The sequence below is a fragment of the Nonomuraea sp. NPDC001636 genome (assembly GCF_040298265.1).
Classification (GTDB): Bacteria; Actinomycetota; Actinomycetes; order Streptosporangiales; family Streptosporangiaceae; genus Nonomuraea.
On sequence record NZ_JBEOZT010000022.1, the window covers coordinates 75,090 to 92,073 of the forward strand.

Annotated in this window: 16 protein-coding genes; 8 read left to right on the top strand and 8 right to left on the bottom strand. The window is 71.3% G+C overall.

What is annotated here, in order from left to right:
• The first annotated feature begins 60 nt into the window (after positions 1-60).
• Genes ABT158_RS33965 through ABT158_RS33980 form a run of 4 tightly spaced genes read left to right on the top strand, consistent with a single transcriptional unit; the run spans position 61 to position 3,882 of the window.
• A complete protein-coding gene (locus ABT158_RS33965) occupies positions 61-1,146 on the top strand; it encodes an extracellular solute-binding protein (RefSeq protein WP_352360529.1) in 1,086 nt (361 codons plus the stop codon).
• Positions 1,143-2,045 (top strand): ABC transporter permease, encoded by a 903-nt coding sequence (locus ABT158_RS33970; RefSeq protein WP_352360531.1) that lies wholly within the window; start codon positions 1,143-1,145, stop codon positions 2,043-2,045. The genes ABT158_RS33965 and ABT158_RS33970 overlap by 4 nt, the downstream gene beginning before the upstream one ends.
• Complete coding sequence (locus ABT158_RS33975; protein ID WP_352360533.1) at positions 2,042-2,866, top strand: ABC transporter permease; 825 nt, start codon at positions 2,042-2,044, stop codon at positions 2,864-2,866. The genes ABT158_RS33970 and ABT158_RS33975 overlap by 4 nt, the downstream gene beginning before the upstream one ends.
• Complete coding sequence (locus tag ABT158_RS33980) at positions 2,863-3,882, top strand: ABC transporter ATP-binding protein (protein WP_352360535.1); 1,020 nt, start codon at positions 2,863-2,865, stop codon at positions 3,880-3,882. The genes ABT158_RS33975 and ABT158_RS33980 overlap by 4 nt, the downstream gene beginning before the upstream one ends.
• A 35-nt stretch (positions 3,883-3,917) precedes the next feature.
• Here ABT158_RS33980 and ABT158_RS33985 read toward each other — a convergent pair whose 3' ends face one another.
• The 5 genes from ABT158_RS33985 to ABT158_RS34005 all read right to left on the bottom strand — a co-directional run bounded on the left by ABT158_RS33985 (position 3,918) and on the right by ABT158_RS34005 (position 9,985).
• Positions 3,918-4,370 (bottom strand): hypothetical protein, encoded by a 453-nt coding sequence (locus ABT158_RS33985; protein WP_352360537.1) that lies wholly within the window; start codon positions 4,368-4,370, stop codon positions 3,918-3,920.
• A gap of 18 nt (positions 4,371-4,388) precedes the next feature.
• Positions 4,389-6,089, bottom strand: coding sequence for a tetratricopeptide repeat protein (locus ABT158_RS33990; RefSeq protein WP_352360539.1), 1,701 nt, complete (start codon positions 6,087-6,089; stop codon positions 4,389-4,391).
• Positions 6,090-6,285: 196 nt separating this feature from the next.
• A complete protein-coding gene (locus ABT158_RS33995; RefSeq protein ID WP_352360541.1) occupies positions 6,286-7,506 on the bottom strand; it encodes a DMT family transporter in 1,221 nt (406 codons plus the stop codon).
• Between the two features lie 437 nt (positions 7,507-7,943).
• A complete protein-coding gene (locus tag ABT158_RS34000) occupies positions 7,944-8,432 on the bottom strand; it encodes a GNAT family N-acetyltransferase (RefSeq protein WP_352360543.1) in 489 nt (162 codons plus the stop codon).
• On the bottom strand, positions 8,429-9,985 hold the full coding sequence (locus ABT158_RS34005; protein ID WP_352360545.1) for an NsdA family TPR-like regulatory protein: 1,557 nt from the start codon (positions 9,983-9,985) through the stop codon (positions 8,429-8,431). The genes ABT158_RS34000 and ABT158_RS34005 overlap by 4 nt, the downstream gene beginning before the upstream one ends.
• A gap of 272 nt (positions 9,986-10,257) precedes the next feature.
• Here ABT158_RS34005 and ABT158_RS34010 point away from each other — a divergent pair, with 272 nt between their 5' ends.
• The 4 genes from ABT158_RS34010 to ABT158_RS34025 all read left to right on the top strand — a co-directional run bounded on the left by ABT158_RS34010 (position 10,258) and on the right by ABT158_RS34025 (position 13,889).
• Positions 10,258-10,542: a hypothetical protein gene (locus ABT158_RS34010; protein WP_352360547.1), complete on the top strand. Its 285-nt coding sequence runs from the start codon at positions 10,258-10,260 to the stop codon at positions 10,540-10,542.
• 544 nt (positions 10,543-11,086) lie between these two features.
• Positions 11,087-11,974, top strand: a complete 888-nt coding sequence (locus ABT158_RS34015) for a mechanosensitive ion channel family protein (protein ID WP_352360549.1) — start codon at positions 11,087-11,089, stop codon at positions 11,972-11,974.
• Between the two features lie 9 nt (positions 11,975-11,983).
• Positions 11,984-12,364 (top strand): globin, encoded by a 381-nt coding sequence (locus ABT158_RS34020; RefSeq protein ID WP_352360551.1) that lies wholly within the window; start codon positions 11,984-11,986, stop codon positions 12,362-12,364.
• A 16-nt stretch (positions 12,365-12,380) separates the two neighbouring features.
• Positions 12,381-13,889, top strand: coding sequence for a glycoside hydrolase family 13 protein (locus ABT158_RS34025; RefSeq protein WP_352360553.1), 1,509 nt, complete (start codon positions 12,381-12,383; stop codon positions 13,887-13,889).
• Here ABT158_RS34025 and ABT158_RS34030 read toward each other — a convergent pair.
• From ABT158_RS34030 to ABT158_RS34040, 3 genes are all read right to left on the bottom strand, one after another.
• Positions 13,884-15,038: an MFS transporter gene (locus ABT158_RS34030; RefSeq protein ID WP_352360555.1), complete on the bottom strand. Its 1,155-nt coding sequence runs from the start codon at positions 15,036-15,038 to the stop codon at positions 13,884-13,886. The genes ABT158_RS34025 and ABT158_RS34030 overlap by 6 nt on opposite strands.
• A 50-nt stretch (positions 15,039-15,088) precedes the next feature.
• Positions 15,089-15,472: an acyl-CoA thioesterase gene (locus tag ABT158_RS34035; protein WP_352360768.1), complete on the bottom strand. Its 384-nt coding sequence runs from the start codon at positions 15,470-15,472 to the stop codon at positions 15,089-15,091.
• A gap of 77 nt (positions 15,473-15,549) precedes the next feature.
• Positions 15,550-16,980 carry an MFS transporter gene (locus ABT158_RS34040; protein WP_352360770.1) on the bottom strand — a complete coding sequence of 477 codons (1,431 nt, stop codon included), beginning with the start codon at positions 16,978-16,980 and terminating at the stop codon, positions 15,550-15,552.
• Positions 16,981-16,984 lie beyond the last annotated feature (4 nt).

Here is a 16,984-nt window from a genome sequence, read left to right on the forward strand (position 1 = left end):
CGGGGAAAAGACCTGCTCACGGCACTTGTCGAATTCACCCGGAATTAACCGAGGGTCCAGATGAAGCATCGCACATGGGCGGTAATTGCCGCCTCATCCCTTTTCGCCCTCACCGCGTGCGGCAGTTCGGCCGGCGCCGGTGAATACGACTGGTCCGCCGCCCCGGACACCGGCAAGATCGCCGCCCAGGGCAAGGACCTGCCGACCTACGGCCTGGCCCCCGACTGGGCCAACTACGGCGAGGTCGTCAAGACGTTCTGCGCCAAGTACCAGGGCACCTGCGCCCACAAGGACACCGACATGTCCTCCTCGGAGGAGATCGTCAAGTTCGACGCCGAGAAGGACAACCCGATCGGCACGGCCAGCGACATCGGCCTCATGTGGGGGCCGGTGGCCGAGGCCAAGGGCGTGGTGCCGGCGTACCTGCCGCCGTCGGCGGCCAAGCTGAAGGACTGGCAGAAGGGCAAGGGCGGCTGGGTCGCCACGTTCGTGGGCGCGCCCGCGTTCGTGGTCAACACCGACAAGGTGAGCAACCCGCCCAAGAGCTGGCAGGACCTGCTCAAGCCCGAGTACAAGGGCCAGATCGCCATCAAGAACCCGGCCTCCTCCGGCACCGGCCAGGCCATGGTCGTCGCCGCCGCGGTCGCGGCCGGCGGCTCGGTGGACGACCTGACCCCCGCCTACACCTACTTCAAGAAGCTCAAGGACGCCGGCAACCTCAGCGACGTCAAGATGAGCGAGGAGACCCTGGAGAAGGGCGAGGCCCCGATCCAGATCAACTACGACTTCAACGGCCTGGCCCAGAAGGCCGCGCTGAAGGCCAAGAACGTCAACGTGGAGGTGATCATCCCCTCCGACGGCTCGGTCTGGTCGCCGTCCGGAATGATGATCAACAAGTACAACACGGCCAAGGGCGACTTCCTCAAGGGCCTGCTCGACTACGTGCTCTCCGACGAGGCCCAGACGCTGTTCGCCAAGTTCGGCGCCCGGCCCGTCCGCGCGCTCAACGGCGACCTGCAACTCCCGGCCGACGCCAAGGCCAACTGGCTGCCCGAGGAGTCGTACGCGCCGGTCAAGGAGATCGAGATCACGAAGGTCAATCCCGAGCAGATCGTCGCCGACTGGGAGGCGAAGGTCCTCGCGTGACGTCCCACATCACGGAGTCCGTGGCGGCTCCCCCGGCCGCCGCGCGCCGCAGGGCCCCCGGCAGGCTGTTCACCGCCTGGGGCCCGGCCCTGCCGCTGCTGCTGTTCACGCTGGCCACGCTGGTGCTGCCGGCGCTGCGGCTGCTGCACGACACCTTCGCCCTGCCGGACGGCGGCTACGGCCTCGACCACATCGTCAAGGTGGCGCGGAACCCGGTGGACCGCCAGGCGATCGGCGGCTCGCTCGCGCTCGGCCTGACCCAGGCCACCCTGGCCACGGCGCTCGGCGCGCCCGCCGCCTGGCTGATCACCCGGATGCGCCTCGGCGGCCGGGCCTTCTGGCTGTCGCTGATGAACGTCGCCTCGAACTTCGCCGGCATCGGCCTGGCCTTCGGCTTCGTCGCGCTGATCGGCTCGACCGGCATGCTGACGCTCGTGCTCAAGGGCCTGTTCGGGATCGAGGACAACCCGTTCCCCTCGCTCGGCTCCTTCAACGGCATGAACGTCGTCTACCTGTACTTCAACGTCCCGATGTTCGTGCTGCTCACGCTGCCCGCGCTCAGCGTGCTCAAGGACGACTGGCAGGAGGCCGCCGCGGTCTGCCACGCCACGCGACGGCAGTTCTGGCGGTACGTCGGCCTGCCGGTGCTCGCGCCGTTCGTCATCGCGGGCTGGCTGCTGGTCTTCACCTGGACGATCGGCGTCTACGCCGTCGCGTACGCCATCGGCTCCTCCCCCAGCGCGACCAAGCTCATCACGCTGCAGATCGGCAGCACGCTGGAGTCCTCGGTGTTCGGCCTCGGCCGGGCCGCCGTGCTGTCGGTGCTGCTCATGATCCTGGCCATCGGGGCGACGCTGCTCTACCGGCTCTCGCTCAGGCGCGCTGCGAGGTGGCTGTGAGACGGCGCGTCTTCCTCGGCCTGCTGGCGGTCTACTTCGGGCTGCCGCTGCTGGCCGCCCTGCTGTACTCGGTGGCCACCCGCTGGACCGACACGCCGCTGCCCGACGGCTACACCCTGGCCCACTGGGCCGGCGTGTTCGCCGAGCCGGACGTCATGGCCGCGCTCGGCCGCTCGCTCGTGCTCTCGGCGGTCGTCGTGGTGATCGAGATCGTGCTGGTGGTGCCGGCCGCGTACTGGTCGGTCGTGCACAACCCGCGCATCGGGTCGATCGTCCAGACGATCGCGGTGATCCCGTTCGCCGTCCCGTGGGTGGTCGTCGGGGCGGGGCTGCAGCTCGTCACCAAGTCGGTCGCGCCCGAGCTGTTCGGCACGTTCTGGCTGCTGGCCGCGGCCACCGCGGCGATCGCGTTCCCGTTCATGTACCGGGCGGTGGAGAGCTCGCTGCTGGCGGCGGGGGCCGTCCAGCTCAGCGAGGCCGCCGCCACGTGCGGCGCCGGGCCCGCCCGCACGCTGGTCGGCGTGATCCTGCCGGCGATCCGCGGCGGCGTCGTCTCCGGCGCGCTGCTGGTCATCGCGACCGCCATGAACGAGTTCGCGCTCGCCAAGATCCTCACCGGCGTCAGCTACGAGACGCTGCCGCTCTGGTCGGCCAGGCAGTTCGTCTCCCGGACGCTCGGCGACCCCAACGCGCTGGCCGTCGTCACCATTTTCACCTTCGGCCTGCTGTTCGCGCTGTCCGCGCTGGTCGTCTGGCTCGGCCGCGGCCGGGTGAGCGCGTCCATGGCCACCGCTCCGGTCCAGAAGGGCACCACTCCATGAGCCACGTCGTACTCGACCGCATCACCAAGCGCTACGCCGGGCACACCGCGCTGAACGGCGTGAGCGTCAGCGTCGAGCAGGGTGAGCTGCTGGCCCTGCTCGGCCCGTCGGGCTGCGGCAAGACCACGCTGCTGCGCTGCATCGCGGGCCTGACCGGGTTCGACGGCGGGCGGCTGACGATCGGCGGCGCCGACATGGCCGGCGTGCCGGTGCGCAAGCGGCCCATCGGCATGGTCTTCCAGTCCTACGCGCTGTTCCCGAACCTCACCGTGGGCGGCAACGTCGCCTTCCCCCTGACCGTCAGGAAGCGGCCGAAGGAGGAGGTCAGGGACCGCGTGGCCGAGATGCTCGACCTCGTCGGCCTCGACCACCTCGCCGACCGCCTGCCGAACCAGCTCTCCGGCGGCCAGCAGCAGCGCGTCGCCCTGGCCCGCGCGCTCTCCCCCCGCCCCGAGGTGCTGCTGCTGGACGAGCCGCTGTCCGCCCTGGACGCCCAGGTACGCCACCGCCTGCGCGACGAGGTGCGCCGCATCCAGCACCAGGTCGGCATCACCACCGTCTTCGTCACCCACGACCAGGCCGAGGCCCTGGCCATCTCCGACCGGGTCGCGGTGATGAACGCCGGCGACATCGAGCAGTGCGGGCCGCCCGCGGAGATCTACACCGCGCCCTCCACCCGCTTCGCCGCCGGCTTCGTCGGCAACCGCAACACCCTCGAACTCGACGCGGTGAACGGCCGGGTCACCGCGGGCGGCGCGTTCGACGTCGAGGCGCCCGCGCCGCGCGTCCTGTGCATGTTCCGCCCCGAGGACGTCGAGCTGGCCGCGGACGGCCCCGGCGCGCGGGCGGTCGTCGACGTGACGGTGTTCCTCGGCGCCACCACCCGCGTGTACGCCCAGGCGGGCCCCTCGGTGATCTTCGCCGACGTGCCGTCCAGGGCCGCCGCCGGCCTGTCGCCAGGAGACCAGGTGCGCCTGCGGGTCGCCGCCGACCACGTCCAGGTGTTCCCCGCCTGACCCGGCCCGGGGCCGCCGGTCCCGGGGCCGGGGCGTCAGCCGCCGAGCCCGAACCAGAGCACGGCGAACACCCCGCACGGCAGGCCGGCCAGCGCCAGCGCGATCAGCACCCGCCACCGCAACGCGAGCCCCGGCCCGGTCACGAACGCCGCGACGGCCCCCGCCCCGGCGAACACGACCGCGGCGCCCACCGCCTGCGCGGCGGTGTACGGCACCGACGGCAGCAGCTTCCCGGCCGCCCAGAACGCCACCGCCGCTCCGGCGGCCACCAGGGCGGCGCGCCGCGCGGGCCGCACGTCCACGCGCTCCAGCACGTACGCGGCTCCGGCGAGCATGACCAGGCTGATCGCCAGCAGCGTGCCGAGGGCCGGGGCCAGGCAGTCCCAGTCGGCGCAGCCGACGCCCGCCCACGCCAGCCGGGCGGTGGCCCACCACAACACCCCCAGGGCCCCGCACACCCCCGCAGCTCGCCCAATACGCCCCGTCATGCATCAATCGTCCCACTGTCAGGCGGAGGCGGCCGCGCGGAGCTCGTCGGCCTCCGCCTCGGCGATCCTGCCCAGGGCGCGCAGGGCGACGGCGCGGTTGGCGTACAGGTCGGGCTGCGGGTCCAGCTCGACGGCCCGGGTCAGGTCGGCGAGCGCGCCTTCGGCGTCGCCCGTGGCGTGCCGCAGCACGCCCCGGTTGCCCCAGGCGGCGGCCAGCTCGGGGGCGCGCTCCAGGGCCAGGTCGAGGGCCGCCGCGGCCTCGTCGAAGCGGCCCGCCGCGGTCTCCAGCTGGCCGAGCACGGTGAGCAGGTGCGGGTTCTCCGGCGCGCGGGCGAGCCCGGCCGTGACGTCGGCCCTGGCCTCCTCGTCCCGCTCCGCCGCCGCCAGCAGCCCGGCGCGGTTGACGTAGGCGTCCAGGTAGCCGGGGTCCAGCTCGATCACCGTGCCGAGGTCGGCGAGCGCCCCCTCCACGTCGCCGCGCACGGTACGCAGCTCCGCCCGGTTGTAGTACGCCTCGGGCAGCGGCGGCCCGGCCCGCATGGCCCGTTCGTAGTCGGCCAGCGCCTCCGCCGGCTCCCCCAGCCGGAACAGCAGGTTGCCGCGTTCCAGGTAGGTGTCGGGGAAGCCGGGGTCGAGGGCGATGGCGGCGGTGTAGTCCTCCAGGGCCTCCTTGGTGCGGCCGAGCGCGCCGAGCAGCTGGGCGCGGTTGGCCAGCAGCACCATCCGGTGCAGCGGGTGCCGGTCGCCCAGCTCGCCGGCCAGCTCGACGGCCGACTCCACCAGCGACAGCGCGGCTTCCAGCCGTCCGAGCCGCAGCTCGACCAGGGCCAGGCCGTTGCGGTCGAAGCCGAGTTTGAAGGCCCGTTCCAGGGGGTCGGGCAGCAGCCCGGAGATGGCGATGGCCTCGTTGAGCCAGCGGCGGGCCCTGTCCAGGTCGCGCTGCGCCGGGTCGGGGTGGCGGGCGTCGAGCATGGCCGTCCCGTACGCGGCGGCGGCGTGCACGACCGGGTCCTGGCTGGCCGCGCGGGCCCGGTCCCACAGCGTCCGCGCCTCCTGGACGCGGGCGAGCCCGCCGAGCGCGGTGGCGGTGCGCTGGGCGAAGCGCCACCACGGGGTCTCCCCCGGTTCCGTCCGGGCCAGGCCGAGGTGCCCCAGCTCGGCCGCGGCGTGCAGGAAGCCCTCGCGCATGCACCGGTCGACCAGGGACCACAGCTCGTCGGCGCTCCGCTCGTCGGCCGGCGGCTCGGGGCCCTCGGCGTAGACCGTGACGGCCAGCGTGCCGGCCGGGATCCGCCGGGCCAGGACGTCGAGAAGCTCGGTGTCGGTGGGGTCGGCGTGCGCGCCGTTGCACACCGCCAGCGTCGCGCCCGGCCGCACGGCCGCGCGGACGAACTCGGCGATCCCGTTGGCCAGCCTCAGCGTACGGCGGGGCGCCGGCACCAGGATGCGCTCCTCGTCCGGCAGCCCGGCGTCGATGGTCGTCCGCCGGACGGGCACCTGCCCGGCCAGCTCGGGCGCGACCGCCCGGATCTCGATGTCGTAGGCCGCGACCAGCTCGCGCGGGGCGTCCGGCACCAGCTGCCGCAGCAGCGCGGCGCCCACGGTGTAGGGGCCGCGCGGCCGGCGATGCGCGTCGATGACCGGCATCAGCAGCCGCACGGCCCCCCATCGGGCGGGTGGGCCGCCCTGGACGCTGAGGTGGGACCTGTCCTCGGTCACCCCTTGTGAATGACGCCTGCGGTCCCTGCGAGCCTCGCGGTGCCTGGCTTACGGACGACGATGCGCTTCATGACGTGCCTCTCCGATGGGTGTGCTTATCCATTATTCGGACACCCAACCGGATATCAAGATTTATGGTGAATAAGTGGCGGTTTAACGAATAAGAAGCACCTGGCATTTGGGTGCGTCCCGCAGCCTATTGAGACCGAAACCAATGATCGTCCGCCGCGACCCGCGTCTGTTCCGATTCCTCCATCAACGTGCACAGGCACCGCCCGACCAGCGTGACGGACTGGCAGCAGCCGGGCCCGGGCAGTTTCTTGGCGCGCACGATCGCGGTCGCCCGCTCGATCAGCCGCTCCAGGCTCGGCTCCGCGCCGCCCTTGAGCGCGTGGGCGTTCCACGGGCACGCCTCGACGTCCTTGCACGCGCTCTTGGCGATGAACGGCGCCGGCCCCGGCTCGAACCGCAGCCGGTCCTCACGCTTGATCCGCAGGTCGGCCAGCACCAGCGCGGCGCGGCGGGAGACCTCCAGCAGGTCGCGCCTGCCCGGCCGGCTCTCCTTTCCCCCGGCCGCCCGTTCGGGCAGGGCCAGCAGCATCGCCGCGGCCATCAGCCCGCCGCCCATCACCATGCTCCAGCCCACCTGCTCGTGGAACCAGATCACCGCGATGGCGGCCACCCAGAGCGGCTGCGAGGACATCATGATCGCGCTGGGCACGGCCGGCACGTGCTTCTGCCCGTACGAGCGGGCCAGGAACCCCAGCGCGCACGACACCACGGCCAGGTGCGCCAGGATCGCCCAGTCGGGCAGGCTGGACGGCAGCGTGATCCCGCCGCGCAGCGCGAAGCCCCCGGTGAGGATGCCGATCGTGAACAGCTGGATCGTGGTCAGCGCGTACGCGTGGAAGCGTTCGCCCTTCTTGGACAGCTCGGCGAGCATGAGCGTGTGGGCCGAGTAGAGCGCCGCGGCCGTGAGCGTGACGCCGAGCGCGAGCAGCGAGACCTCGTGGTCCTCGACTCCGCGCAGCAGCGTGAACACGGTCATCCCCGCCATGGCGAGCACCACCCCGGCCCACACCCGCCGCGGCGCCCGGCTCCTGAACATCACCAGGGCCAGGACCGGAGTGATCACCACGCTGCACCCGACGGCGAACCCCGACACCGCCGAGGGCAGGCTGTGCAGCGCCAGCGCCTGGGCGGTCTGCCCGACGCCGAACAGCAGCCCCAGCACGAGCCCGTTGACCCACGTCCGGCGCGGCAGCCCCCGCAGCGAGCGCGGCCGGATGACGAGCAGCGTCACCGCGGCGATGAGATACCGCTCGGCCAGCAGATCCTCGACCGGTAACCGGAGAATGAGATCCTTCATCAGCGGGAACGCCGACCCCCAAGCGGCGCTGACGAACAACAGAAGCACGGCTCCCAGGAGGGGTCGGGGAGCGGGCATGCCTGCCATGGAGCAGAGCATGCCACTACTAAATGCATTCACCAGAGCACGCGGCGAAGCCGGTGAGGTTACTGTTCCACTTGGAGTTAAGACCCTCACTCCAGGCCCGAAACATCCATACCGGTGGCGGCGAAAACTGCTCTTTCCTGCGGTTACTGCCCGGTACGGCCGAGCTCTCCACATTCGCACTGTGTACGGACGCGTGCGCGTACCGTGCGAACGGGCCGATGCCTCGCCCCGGAGACCGTCACTCTCTGCGATCAACGCGAGGCGGTGTGGTCACGCCTGAGCGTAGAGGTCGCAGCAGCGCCACGGGGGCGGAAAGAGGAAACAAGCCATGGCCCCAGGAGGGGATGGGGCGTGGCCGCCGGATCCGGAAGCGTCGGACCGCGGCGTCGTCGCCGGAGCTAGAGCTCCATGGCCGGCGTGCGCGCCAGCCGTTTCTCGCCGTAGATGACGACGAGGTCGCCCACCTGGCGGCGGGACAGCTCACGCCAGCCCTGACGGGCGTACAGCGCGAGGGCCGCGCCCTGGTTGAGCGTGGTGTCGCCGCGCAGGCTGCTGAAGCCGAGCTCCAGGGCGCGGTCTTCGAGGGCCGAGAGCATGACGCCGCCGTAGCCGCGCCGCTGGAACTCGGGATGGACCCTGAGCCTGCACACCTCGGCGGTCTCCCGGTCGACGGGCTTCAGGCCGCCCATGGCGACCACCCGCGAGCCGTGCTCGCCCACGATGAAGTCACCGCCGCAGGCCAGGTAGATCTCCTGGATGCGGGGGAAGTCGTCGTCGTAGTAGACGCCGTCGCCGGGTTGGAGACCCACCTCGGCGAGGCAGATCCGGTGCAGCGCGAGGATGGTGTCGAGATCGGACCAGCGGTACCGCCGGATCTTCAACGTCATCCACCGCTCCCTTCCTTCTGGGCCAGCTTCCGACGCCGCAACTGGGCGCTGAATTCAGCCAGCATCCGATGTTTGTCGTCCTTTTTCATGATCTGCTGCTCCAGCGCGAGCGCCGGGCGGATGATGAGGTCCGTAAGGTATTCATCCCCCAGATTTCGCAAGGCGTCCGTACCAATTTGCAGGGCTTCGTCGATGTCCCCCTCCAGGAGGCGGCACTGGGCCTGGTCGAGCCTGATCAGGGTCTGGTCGAGGACGTGGTCCTCGTACTTGCCGAGCGCCTGGTCGAGCACTACCTCGGCCTCGATGGTCTGGCCGAGCTTGGTGAGCACGTCGCCCTGGTAGAAGTAGAGCTGCTTCTCGGTGTAGCCGAAGGCCATGTCCTCCTGCTCCTCGCTCTTCATGTGCGAGAAGGCGCTCCTGGCCCGGGCCAGCGCGCGCTTGGCCTGGTCGACGACCTCCTTCTTGCTGTCGGTGCCCGAGAGCATGGCCAGGGCCCGCGCCTCGACGACCGGCGCCATGGCCTGGGCCACGCACGGCGTGGCGCCCGCCAGGTCGCGGCTCTTCTTGGCCAGGTTGAGCGCCTCGCGGGCGTCGCCGTAGTAGAGGGGGACGAGCGACTCCCTGGCCGTGATCCAGGCCCGCAGCGCGCGGTCGCCGGTCTCGTCGGCGGCGATGCGGCCGGTGCGGAAGAACGACCGGGCCAGCCGGTGGTCGCCCAGGTTGATCATCACCATGCCGCTCAGGCCGGCCAGCTGCGCGGCCATGCGGCACAACCGGTCCTGGAGGTCGATCGGCTGACGCCTGGACAACGCCGTGCGGACCGCGCTCAGCTCCAGCAGCACGTCGCACAACAACCGCAGCGGGGGCGTCGTGGTGTACTGGCGGCCGAAGGCCAGCGTCGCCTCCTCCCACTGGTCGAGCATGCCGCCCGACACGGTGGCCGAGACCAGCGTCTCGTCCATCCGCCGCCGGATGCCCTCGCACGCCCCCAGCACCGGCCCGTCGAACTGCTGCTTGAACGAGACGTCGGTGTCGAGCAGGTTTAACAACGTGCGCCGGAGGATGTTCTCGTCCTCCTGGGCGTCGGCCTCGACGGTCATCGGATGGATCACCAGGTCGCGCGGGAGGGACGCCGACCCCGGCACACGATTGGCGGGCTCGCCGAGCACGCCGGGCATCCGGTGGCCGTGGCCGCAGATGCAGGGCCCGTCGAAGCCGAGCTCGATGGGCTCGACCCGGTAGACCGAGCACAGGTAGTGGAGGTATTCGGGGCCCGGCCGCTTGAGCCCGCTCTCGTACGCCGACAGCAACGTCTCGCCGATGCCCGGCGGCGCCTTGGCGTCGCGCTCGAACAACGCGCGCACCTGCTCGATCACGTCCGCGAGCGCGATGCCGTAGGACAGGCGGTGCGCTTTGATGCGGGTCGTGCTGAACTGCGGCGAGCACGCCTCGTGGATCTCTTCAGCTATCTGGGCGGAGGTGCGCCCGGTGGCAAGGCCCTTGGCCCTGATCCGCCGGGCGATCTCCGTTTCCCTGTGCTGCCTGCCGGACATCCCGGCCCCTCTCCCGATGTCTCGACCCGTCAAGACTGGTGACTCAGCGTAGCCCTCAGGTAGCTCTTCGCCTAGAGATGACTATGAAGCAGTGAGAGCCGTTTGGAAACGTGCTCATCAAGCCTACGGTTAAGGATCGTCCTCCGAGGGACTGTTTCTTACAACCCATGAGGGAATAGCCACTCCCTGTGATCAGCAGGGTGGCGTTGCGTGTGCTGTTGACTTGAGCCATGTTTGGCCCACCAGCAACGATTCCCAAGGAGGACGAGAAGGTGACGGACGACAAGATCGGACATCTGCAGCGCCTCGTATCCGAGCTCGGCGCTCGTGGTCTGCTCGCACGAGTGGTCCAGACCCAGAGCGGCCGGCAGTTCGTACGCGTCATCAACCCGAAGGCGACGAGCCTGTCCGAGAACGTCACCTGCCGGCCGGCGAACGCCTCGGACCTTCCCGACTGGTGGTACTGCTGGTCCTGGGGCGAACCCATGCACACGGCCGACGACCCGGCCGGTGCCGCGACCAAGGTCGCACGCGTGCTCGCCGCGGTGGGAGAGTGACCACGCGGTGATCCGGGTGGAGCGCAGCCACCACGGGTCACCGCCCCCACGGCGGCCCCGCGGGGCCGGCGGGACGATCGGTGCGGAGGGCGTCCGGGTTCCCGGGCCCCTGATCGTCCCGCCGGTTCCGGCCCCTTCGCGCGGGCGCACGCCCGTGCGCGCAGATCAGCCCGGCGGGTGCGCCCGCCGGGTGCCGGGGGGATCATCTCCCCCCTTGGAACCGGAACGGGCCATGCTTCCGGGTGTGTGGCCCGTCCGAGCCGACCGTCATCGGAGCGTCCGGTCTCTCCCTCCGCGGCCCAGAGACCGGGCGACCCCGTCTTCCCCGGCGTGATGTGACGGCGGCCGGTTCGGTCAGCGGTATTTTTAGATCCAATTGGACTGATTTGCCGCTGACCGAACCGCTTCCTGAGGGGGAATCCACCCAGTGTTCCTGTTGGTGACACCAGGGCCATCGCCTACGCCCACGCCGGCAGATTCGTCGCTCGTGCAGGACTTGGACAAAGTGAGCTCGCAGATGGCGCAAGCCTGTCAAGGTGACACAGTGTTCTGTGGTCCCCTGGTCGACTGGCTCGACAACGCCTCCTGGGCGCCGTTGCTGGCCAGCTTCATCACCATCGTCCTGATCCTGGTGCTCGGGTTCGTCGTGCGGAACATCTCGCACCGGGTGATCACCAAGGTGGTGAACCGGGCGGCCACCGGCGGCTCGCTCGCCAACAGGTTCCGCCGCAACGCGGCCACCGACGGCATCGACGCGCTGCTGCACGAGCGCCGCAAGCAGCGGGCCGAGACCATGGGGTCGGTGCTCAAGCACATCGCCTCCATCGTCGTCCTCGGCACCGCCATCCTGACCGTGCTCGACCGGCTGACGATCCCCATCGCCCCTCTGCTGACCAGCGTCGGCATCCTGGGCGTCGCGATCGGCTTCGGCGCGCAGGAGCTGGTGAAGGACTTCATCGCCGGCATGTTCATGCTGCTGGAGGACCAGTACGGCGTGGGCGACGTGATCGACGCGGGCGCCGCCGTCGGCACCGTCGAGGCGGTCACCCTGCGGGTCACCCGGCTGCGCGACGCCGACGGCCGCGTCTGGTACGTGCGCAACGGCACCATCACCCGCGTCGGCAACGAGTCGCAGGGCTGGTCGCGGGCCTACTTCGACGTCCCGGTGGCCTACGACGCCGACATCACCGCCGTGCGCGCGGCACTGGAGATCGTGGCCGAGGAGATCTGGGCCGACCCCGAGTTCCGCGAGAGCGTGATCGTGGAGGAGCCCCAGGTCTACGGCGTGGAGCAGCTGTCCGACAGCGCGCTGGTGTTCCGCATCACCGCCAAGACGCTGCCCTCCCGCCAGGCCGAGGTCGCCCGGGAGATCCGGCTCAGGGTGAAGGCCGCCCTGGACTCCGCCGGAATCCCCATGGTCGCCATTGCATAAGGTGAGAACGTGACAGAGACCTCCTTCTACGACGCCGTAGGCGGCGAGGAGACCTTCCGCCGCCTCGTCCACCGTTTCTACGAAGGTGTCGCGGAAGACCCCCTGCTGCGGCCGCTCTACCCCGAGCCCGACCTGACGGGCGCCGAGGACCGGCTGCGCGGATTCCTCATCCAGTACTGGGGCGGCCCCAACACCTACAGCCAGGAGCGCGGCCATCCCCGGCTGCGCATGCGGCACGTGCCGTTCGTGATCGGGGAGGCCGAGCGCGACGCCTGGCTGCGGCACATGCGTGACGCGGTCGACTCGCTCGGCCTGCCCGACGATCAGGCGAGCAGGCTCTGGGACTATCTGGTCTATGCGGCCCACAGCTTGGTGAACTCGCCGACATAACGGGCATGACGCCCACATGGATATCCCCTGGTGGCGTGATGCCGTCGTCTACGAGATCTACGTTCGCAGCTTCGCCGACGCCTCCGGAGACGGCGTCGGCGACCTGGCCGGGGTGCGGGAGCGGATTCCGTACCTGAGGAGGCTGGGGGTCGACGCCATCTGGCTGACGCCGTTCTACCCCTCTCCGATGGCCGACGGCGGTTACGACGTGGCGGACTACCGCGGCGTCGACCCGCTGTTCGGCACGCTGGCCGACTTCGACGCGCTGGTGGCCGAGGCCCACGGGCACGGGCTGAAGGTGCTGGTGGACATCGTCCCCAACCACAGCTCCTCCGAGCACCCCTGGTTCCAGGCCGCGCTGCGGGGCGAGAGACGCGACCGGTACATCTTCCGCGACACGACCAACAACTGGCAGTCCACGTTCAGCGGCCCGGCGTGGACCCAGGTCCCCGACGGGCAGTGGTACCTGCACCTGTTCGCCCCCGAACAGCCCGACTTCAACTGGCGCAACCCCGAGGTGCACGCGGAGTTCCTCGACGTCCTGCGCTTCTGGCTGGACAAGGGCGTGGACGGGTTCCGCATCGACGTGGCGATGGGCCTGTACAAGGCCGAGGGACTGCCCGACGTCGGCGACCAGTCGTTCAAGGCGGTCTCGCCGGTCTGGGGGCAGCCGGAGGTGCACGGCGTCTACCGCGACTGGCGCAAGGTGCTGGACAGCTACCCCGGCGAGCGCATGGCCGTCGGCGAGGTCTGGACCGACAGCGCCGAGGACCTCGCCCTCTACGTACGCCCCGACGAGCTGCACCAGAGCTTCAACTTCGCCTGGCTGCAGGCGCCGTGGTCGCCGACCGCGTTCAAGAAGGTGATCGACGACACCTTGGCCTCGGTCCCGTACGCCACCTGGGTGCTGTCCAACCACGACGTCGTACGCCATCGCACCCGCTACGAGACCGCCGACCCCGGCACGGGCCTGGCGCGGGCCAGGGCGGCGCTGCTCACGATGCTGGCGCTGCCCGGCTCGGCCTACCTCTACCAGGGCGAGGAGCTGGGCCTGCCGGAGGTGACCGACCTGCCGGCCGAGGCCAGGCAGGACCCGGTGTTCTTCCAGTCGCAGGGCAAGCTGCCGGGCCGCGACGGTTGCCGGGTGCCGCTGCCGTGGTCGGCGGAGTCGCCCTCCTACGGGTTCTCGCCGCCCGGCGTGCGGCCCTGGCTGCCGCAGCCGGCCGCCTTCGCCGAGCTGACGGCCGAGAAGCAGGAGGGCGACGCGGACTCGACGCTGGAGTTCTACCGCCGGGCCCTGGCCTGCCGCCGGGAGCTGGCGGGGGTGATTCCTTACACCCTGGAGTGGCTGGACTCCCCCGAAGGAGCGCTTTTCTTCTCCCGGGGTCCGCTGATCTGCGCGATCAACTGCGGGCTGGAGCCCGTACGGCTGCCGGCGCACGACGCGGTGCTGCTGTCCAGCGGCCCCGTCCAGGCCGGGACGCTGCCGCCGGACGCCGCCGTGTGGCTGCGCCGGGAGTCATGACCGGGAGCCGGCCCGCTGCTCGCCGCGGACGGGGATGACGGGCAGCGACACCAGCGCGCAGGCCAGGCCGGCCGCGTACGCCGCCCAGTACCCCGTCCCGGTGATCAGCGCCCCGGCCAGCGGCGTCACGCCCAGGGCGACGACGTTCTGGACGGTGTTGTGGGTGCCGAGCACCTTGCCCGCCCAGGCGGGACCGGCCAGCTCGCCCGCCCTCAGGTAGGCCAGCCCGTTGCCGGACACGGTGAGCACCGAGGCCGTGGCGAGCGCCACCGGGCCGAGCAGGCTGTCCGTCGCCGTGCCCACGACCAGCAGGGCGAGCACGGCCAGGCAGGCGCAGGTGAGCAGCAGCAGGGGACGCATCCGCAGGCCGAGCCGGTCCGACCAGCGGCCGACGGCCACCCGGACCACCGCCCCGGCGACGGCCGACAGGCCGAAGAGCTGGCCGGCGGCCACGGCGTCCCAGCCGTACAGGCCGACCAGGCAGGTGACGCCGTACGTGCTGACCACGATCTGCGGCACGGCGTGCAGCCCGCTGGTCGCGTGCACCCGCCACAGCGCCGGCTGCCGGTACGGCGACCGCGCCGGCCCCGCGCTCCCCCCGGCGATCGAGCGCGGCGGCTCGGCCAGGAACAGCGCGGCCAGGACGGCGGCCAGCAGGCTCACGGCGGAGCAGACCAGCAGCACGCCGGGCAGCCCGTGCGCCCGCGCGACCGGCGGCAGCACGAACGCCGCGACGGCCATGCCGAGGGTGTAGGACACCTGGCGCAGGCCCATGGCGACCCCGCGCTCGGGCGGCTGGAACCAGCGCAGGACGATCCGGCCGCCGCCGACCATGGCCGCCGAGCCGGCCGCGCCCGCCAGCGCGAGCAGCGCGATCACCGCCCAGGCGGGCCCGGCGAAGGCGACGGCGGCGAGCAGCACGGCCGCCAGGCTCACGCCGATGCCGAGCACCAGGCGCTCGCCGTGCCGGTCGGCCAGCGCCCCCCAGGCGACGAGCGCCACCAGAACGCCGATTCCGGGGGCATTTCCAATGACTCCGGCCACTGCCAGCGGAACACCGAAATGTCGCTCAATTTCCGGCATGACGAGAGGCAGGCCGAACAGTCCTAAGGTGACGCTCGCATGGGCGTTGACGCCCAGCGCGAGCATCAGCCAGCGTTTCCTGCCCGCGCCGGAGGGCGGCTGCGGTTCCAGGGCGGTCAGCCCTGGGCCGAGTAACGCTTGAGCAGGACGAGCTCGTCCTCGCTGAGCCGGCGCGGCGCGGCCCGCTCGACGTCGTAGGCCACGATCACCGAGGTGGCGGTCGCGTAGACCTCGTCGTCGTCGCGGATCTCGTAGGCCAGGGTGAAGCGGACCGGTCTGAGCTGCGTGACCCAGGTCTCGACCCTGACCGGCTCGGGGCGCAGGCCCAGCGGGCGGCGGTAGTCGATCTCGTGGCGGGTGACCACGAGCCCTCCGAAGGGCGCCTCGCCCGCCCTGACCGGATCGATCGCGAACATGCCGAAGCGGGCGTCCTCCAGGTAGTCGAGGAAGCGCACGTTGTTCACATGCCCCTGGGAGTCGATGTCGGCGAATCTGACCATGCGGAGGAAGACGTGCCGGTGCGCCGGGGAGGGTTCTGCCACGTCCGCCACGGTACCCGTACCGTCCGGCCCGCTGGTCACCGGGCCTTGCGGCGGGCCAGGCAGGCCAGCACGGTCAGCACCGAGATCGCGGCCATGCAGGTGAGCGCCCAGCGGTATCCGGTCACGAGCAGGCCGACCGCGTCGCCGGAGAGCTGCGACAGCGTGCCGGCGAAGACGCGCCGGTGCAGCGCGGCGGGCAGCGGCGCGGTGATGATCGACAACACCAGGCCGGTGCCGACCACGTTGCCGGTGTTCTGCAGCATGAGGCGCATGGCGTTGACGATGCCGAGGCGTTCGGAGGGCAGGCCGTCCAGGATGGCGGTGGTGTTGGAGGGCAGGAAGACGCCCGAGCCGAGGCCGATGAGCACGAGCCCGGCGGCCACCGCCGGGTACGGGGTGGTCGCCGACATCGTGCCGAGCAGCGCCAGCAGGCCGCAGGTCGTGGTGGCGGCCCCGGCCACCGCCAGGGTGCGCGCGCTGGTCAGCCGCTGGAGGAAGCCCGACGTCACCGACGCGACCATGGCCGCCACCGCCAGCGGCAGCACCTTCAGCCCGGCCTGTACGGGATCGTCCCCCCGCACGGCCTGGAAGTAGAGCGCGACGAGGAAGACCATGCCCATCCGCGCGACGGCGTTGAGGAAGGAGGCGAGCGTGCCGAAGGCGAAGGCCCGGTCGTGGAACAGCCGCAGGTCCACCACGGGATGGGCGGCCCGCCGCTCCCTGGCCACGAACAGCGGCAAGCCCACGGCGAACGCGGCGAGCCCGGCGGCCACCACCGGATGTCCCCACCCCAGCCTGCCGAACTCCGACAACGCCAGCAGCAGCCCGCCGAGCGTGACCAGCACGAGCACGCTGCCCGGCAGGTCGAGCCCGCGTTCGCGCCCGGCCGGCTCGACCCGCCGCAGCGTGAGCGCGCCCCACACCAGGCAGACCACCCCGATGGGCACGTTGAACCAGAACACCCAGCGCCAGCCCAGGTTCGAGGCGAGCACGCCGCCCAGCGTCGGGCCGATCAGCCCGGCAATGGAGAAGGAGGCCACGTAGACGCCCATGCCCTCGCCCAGGCGCTCGCGCGGGAAGGCGTCGCTGACCAGGGCGGCGCTGTTGGTGAGCAACATCGCGGCGCCGGCGGCCTGCACGACCCGCATGGCCACGATCACCCACGCGCTGGGAGCCAGCCCGGCGAGCAGGGCGGCCCCGGTGTAGACGGCCAGCCCGATCAGGTACATCCTGCGCCTGCCGAACATGTCGGCTAACCGGCCGAACAGCACCATGAGGACGGTCGTGGTCAACTGGAAGCCCAGCAGGATCCAGCCCGCGGCCGTGGCGTCGGCCCCGGTGTGCCGGGCGATCTCGGGCAGCGCGACGTTGATCGCGCTGCCGCCCAGCCCGGTCAGCACGCTGGCCAGGCTCACGACTGACAGCGTGCGCCAGGCGTGGCCGACGGGAGCGGGGGTCGTCGTCACCAAG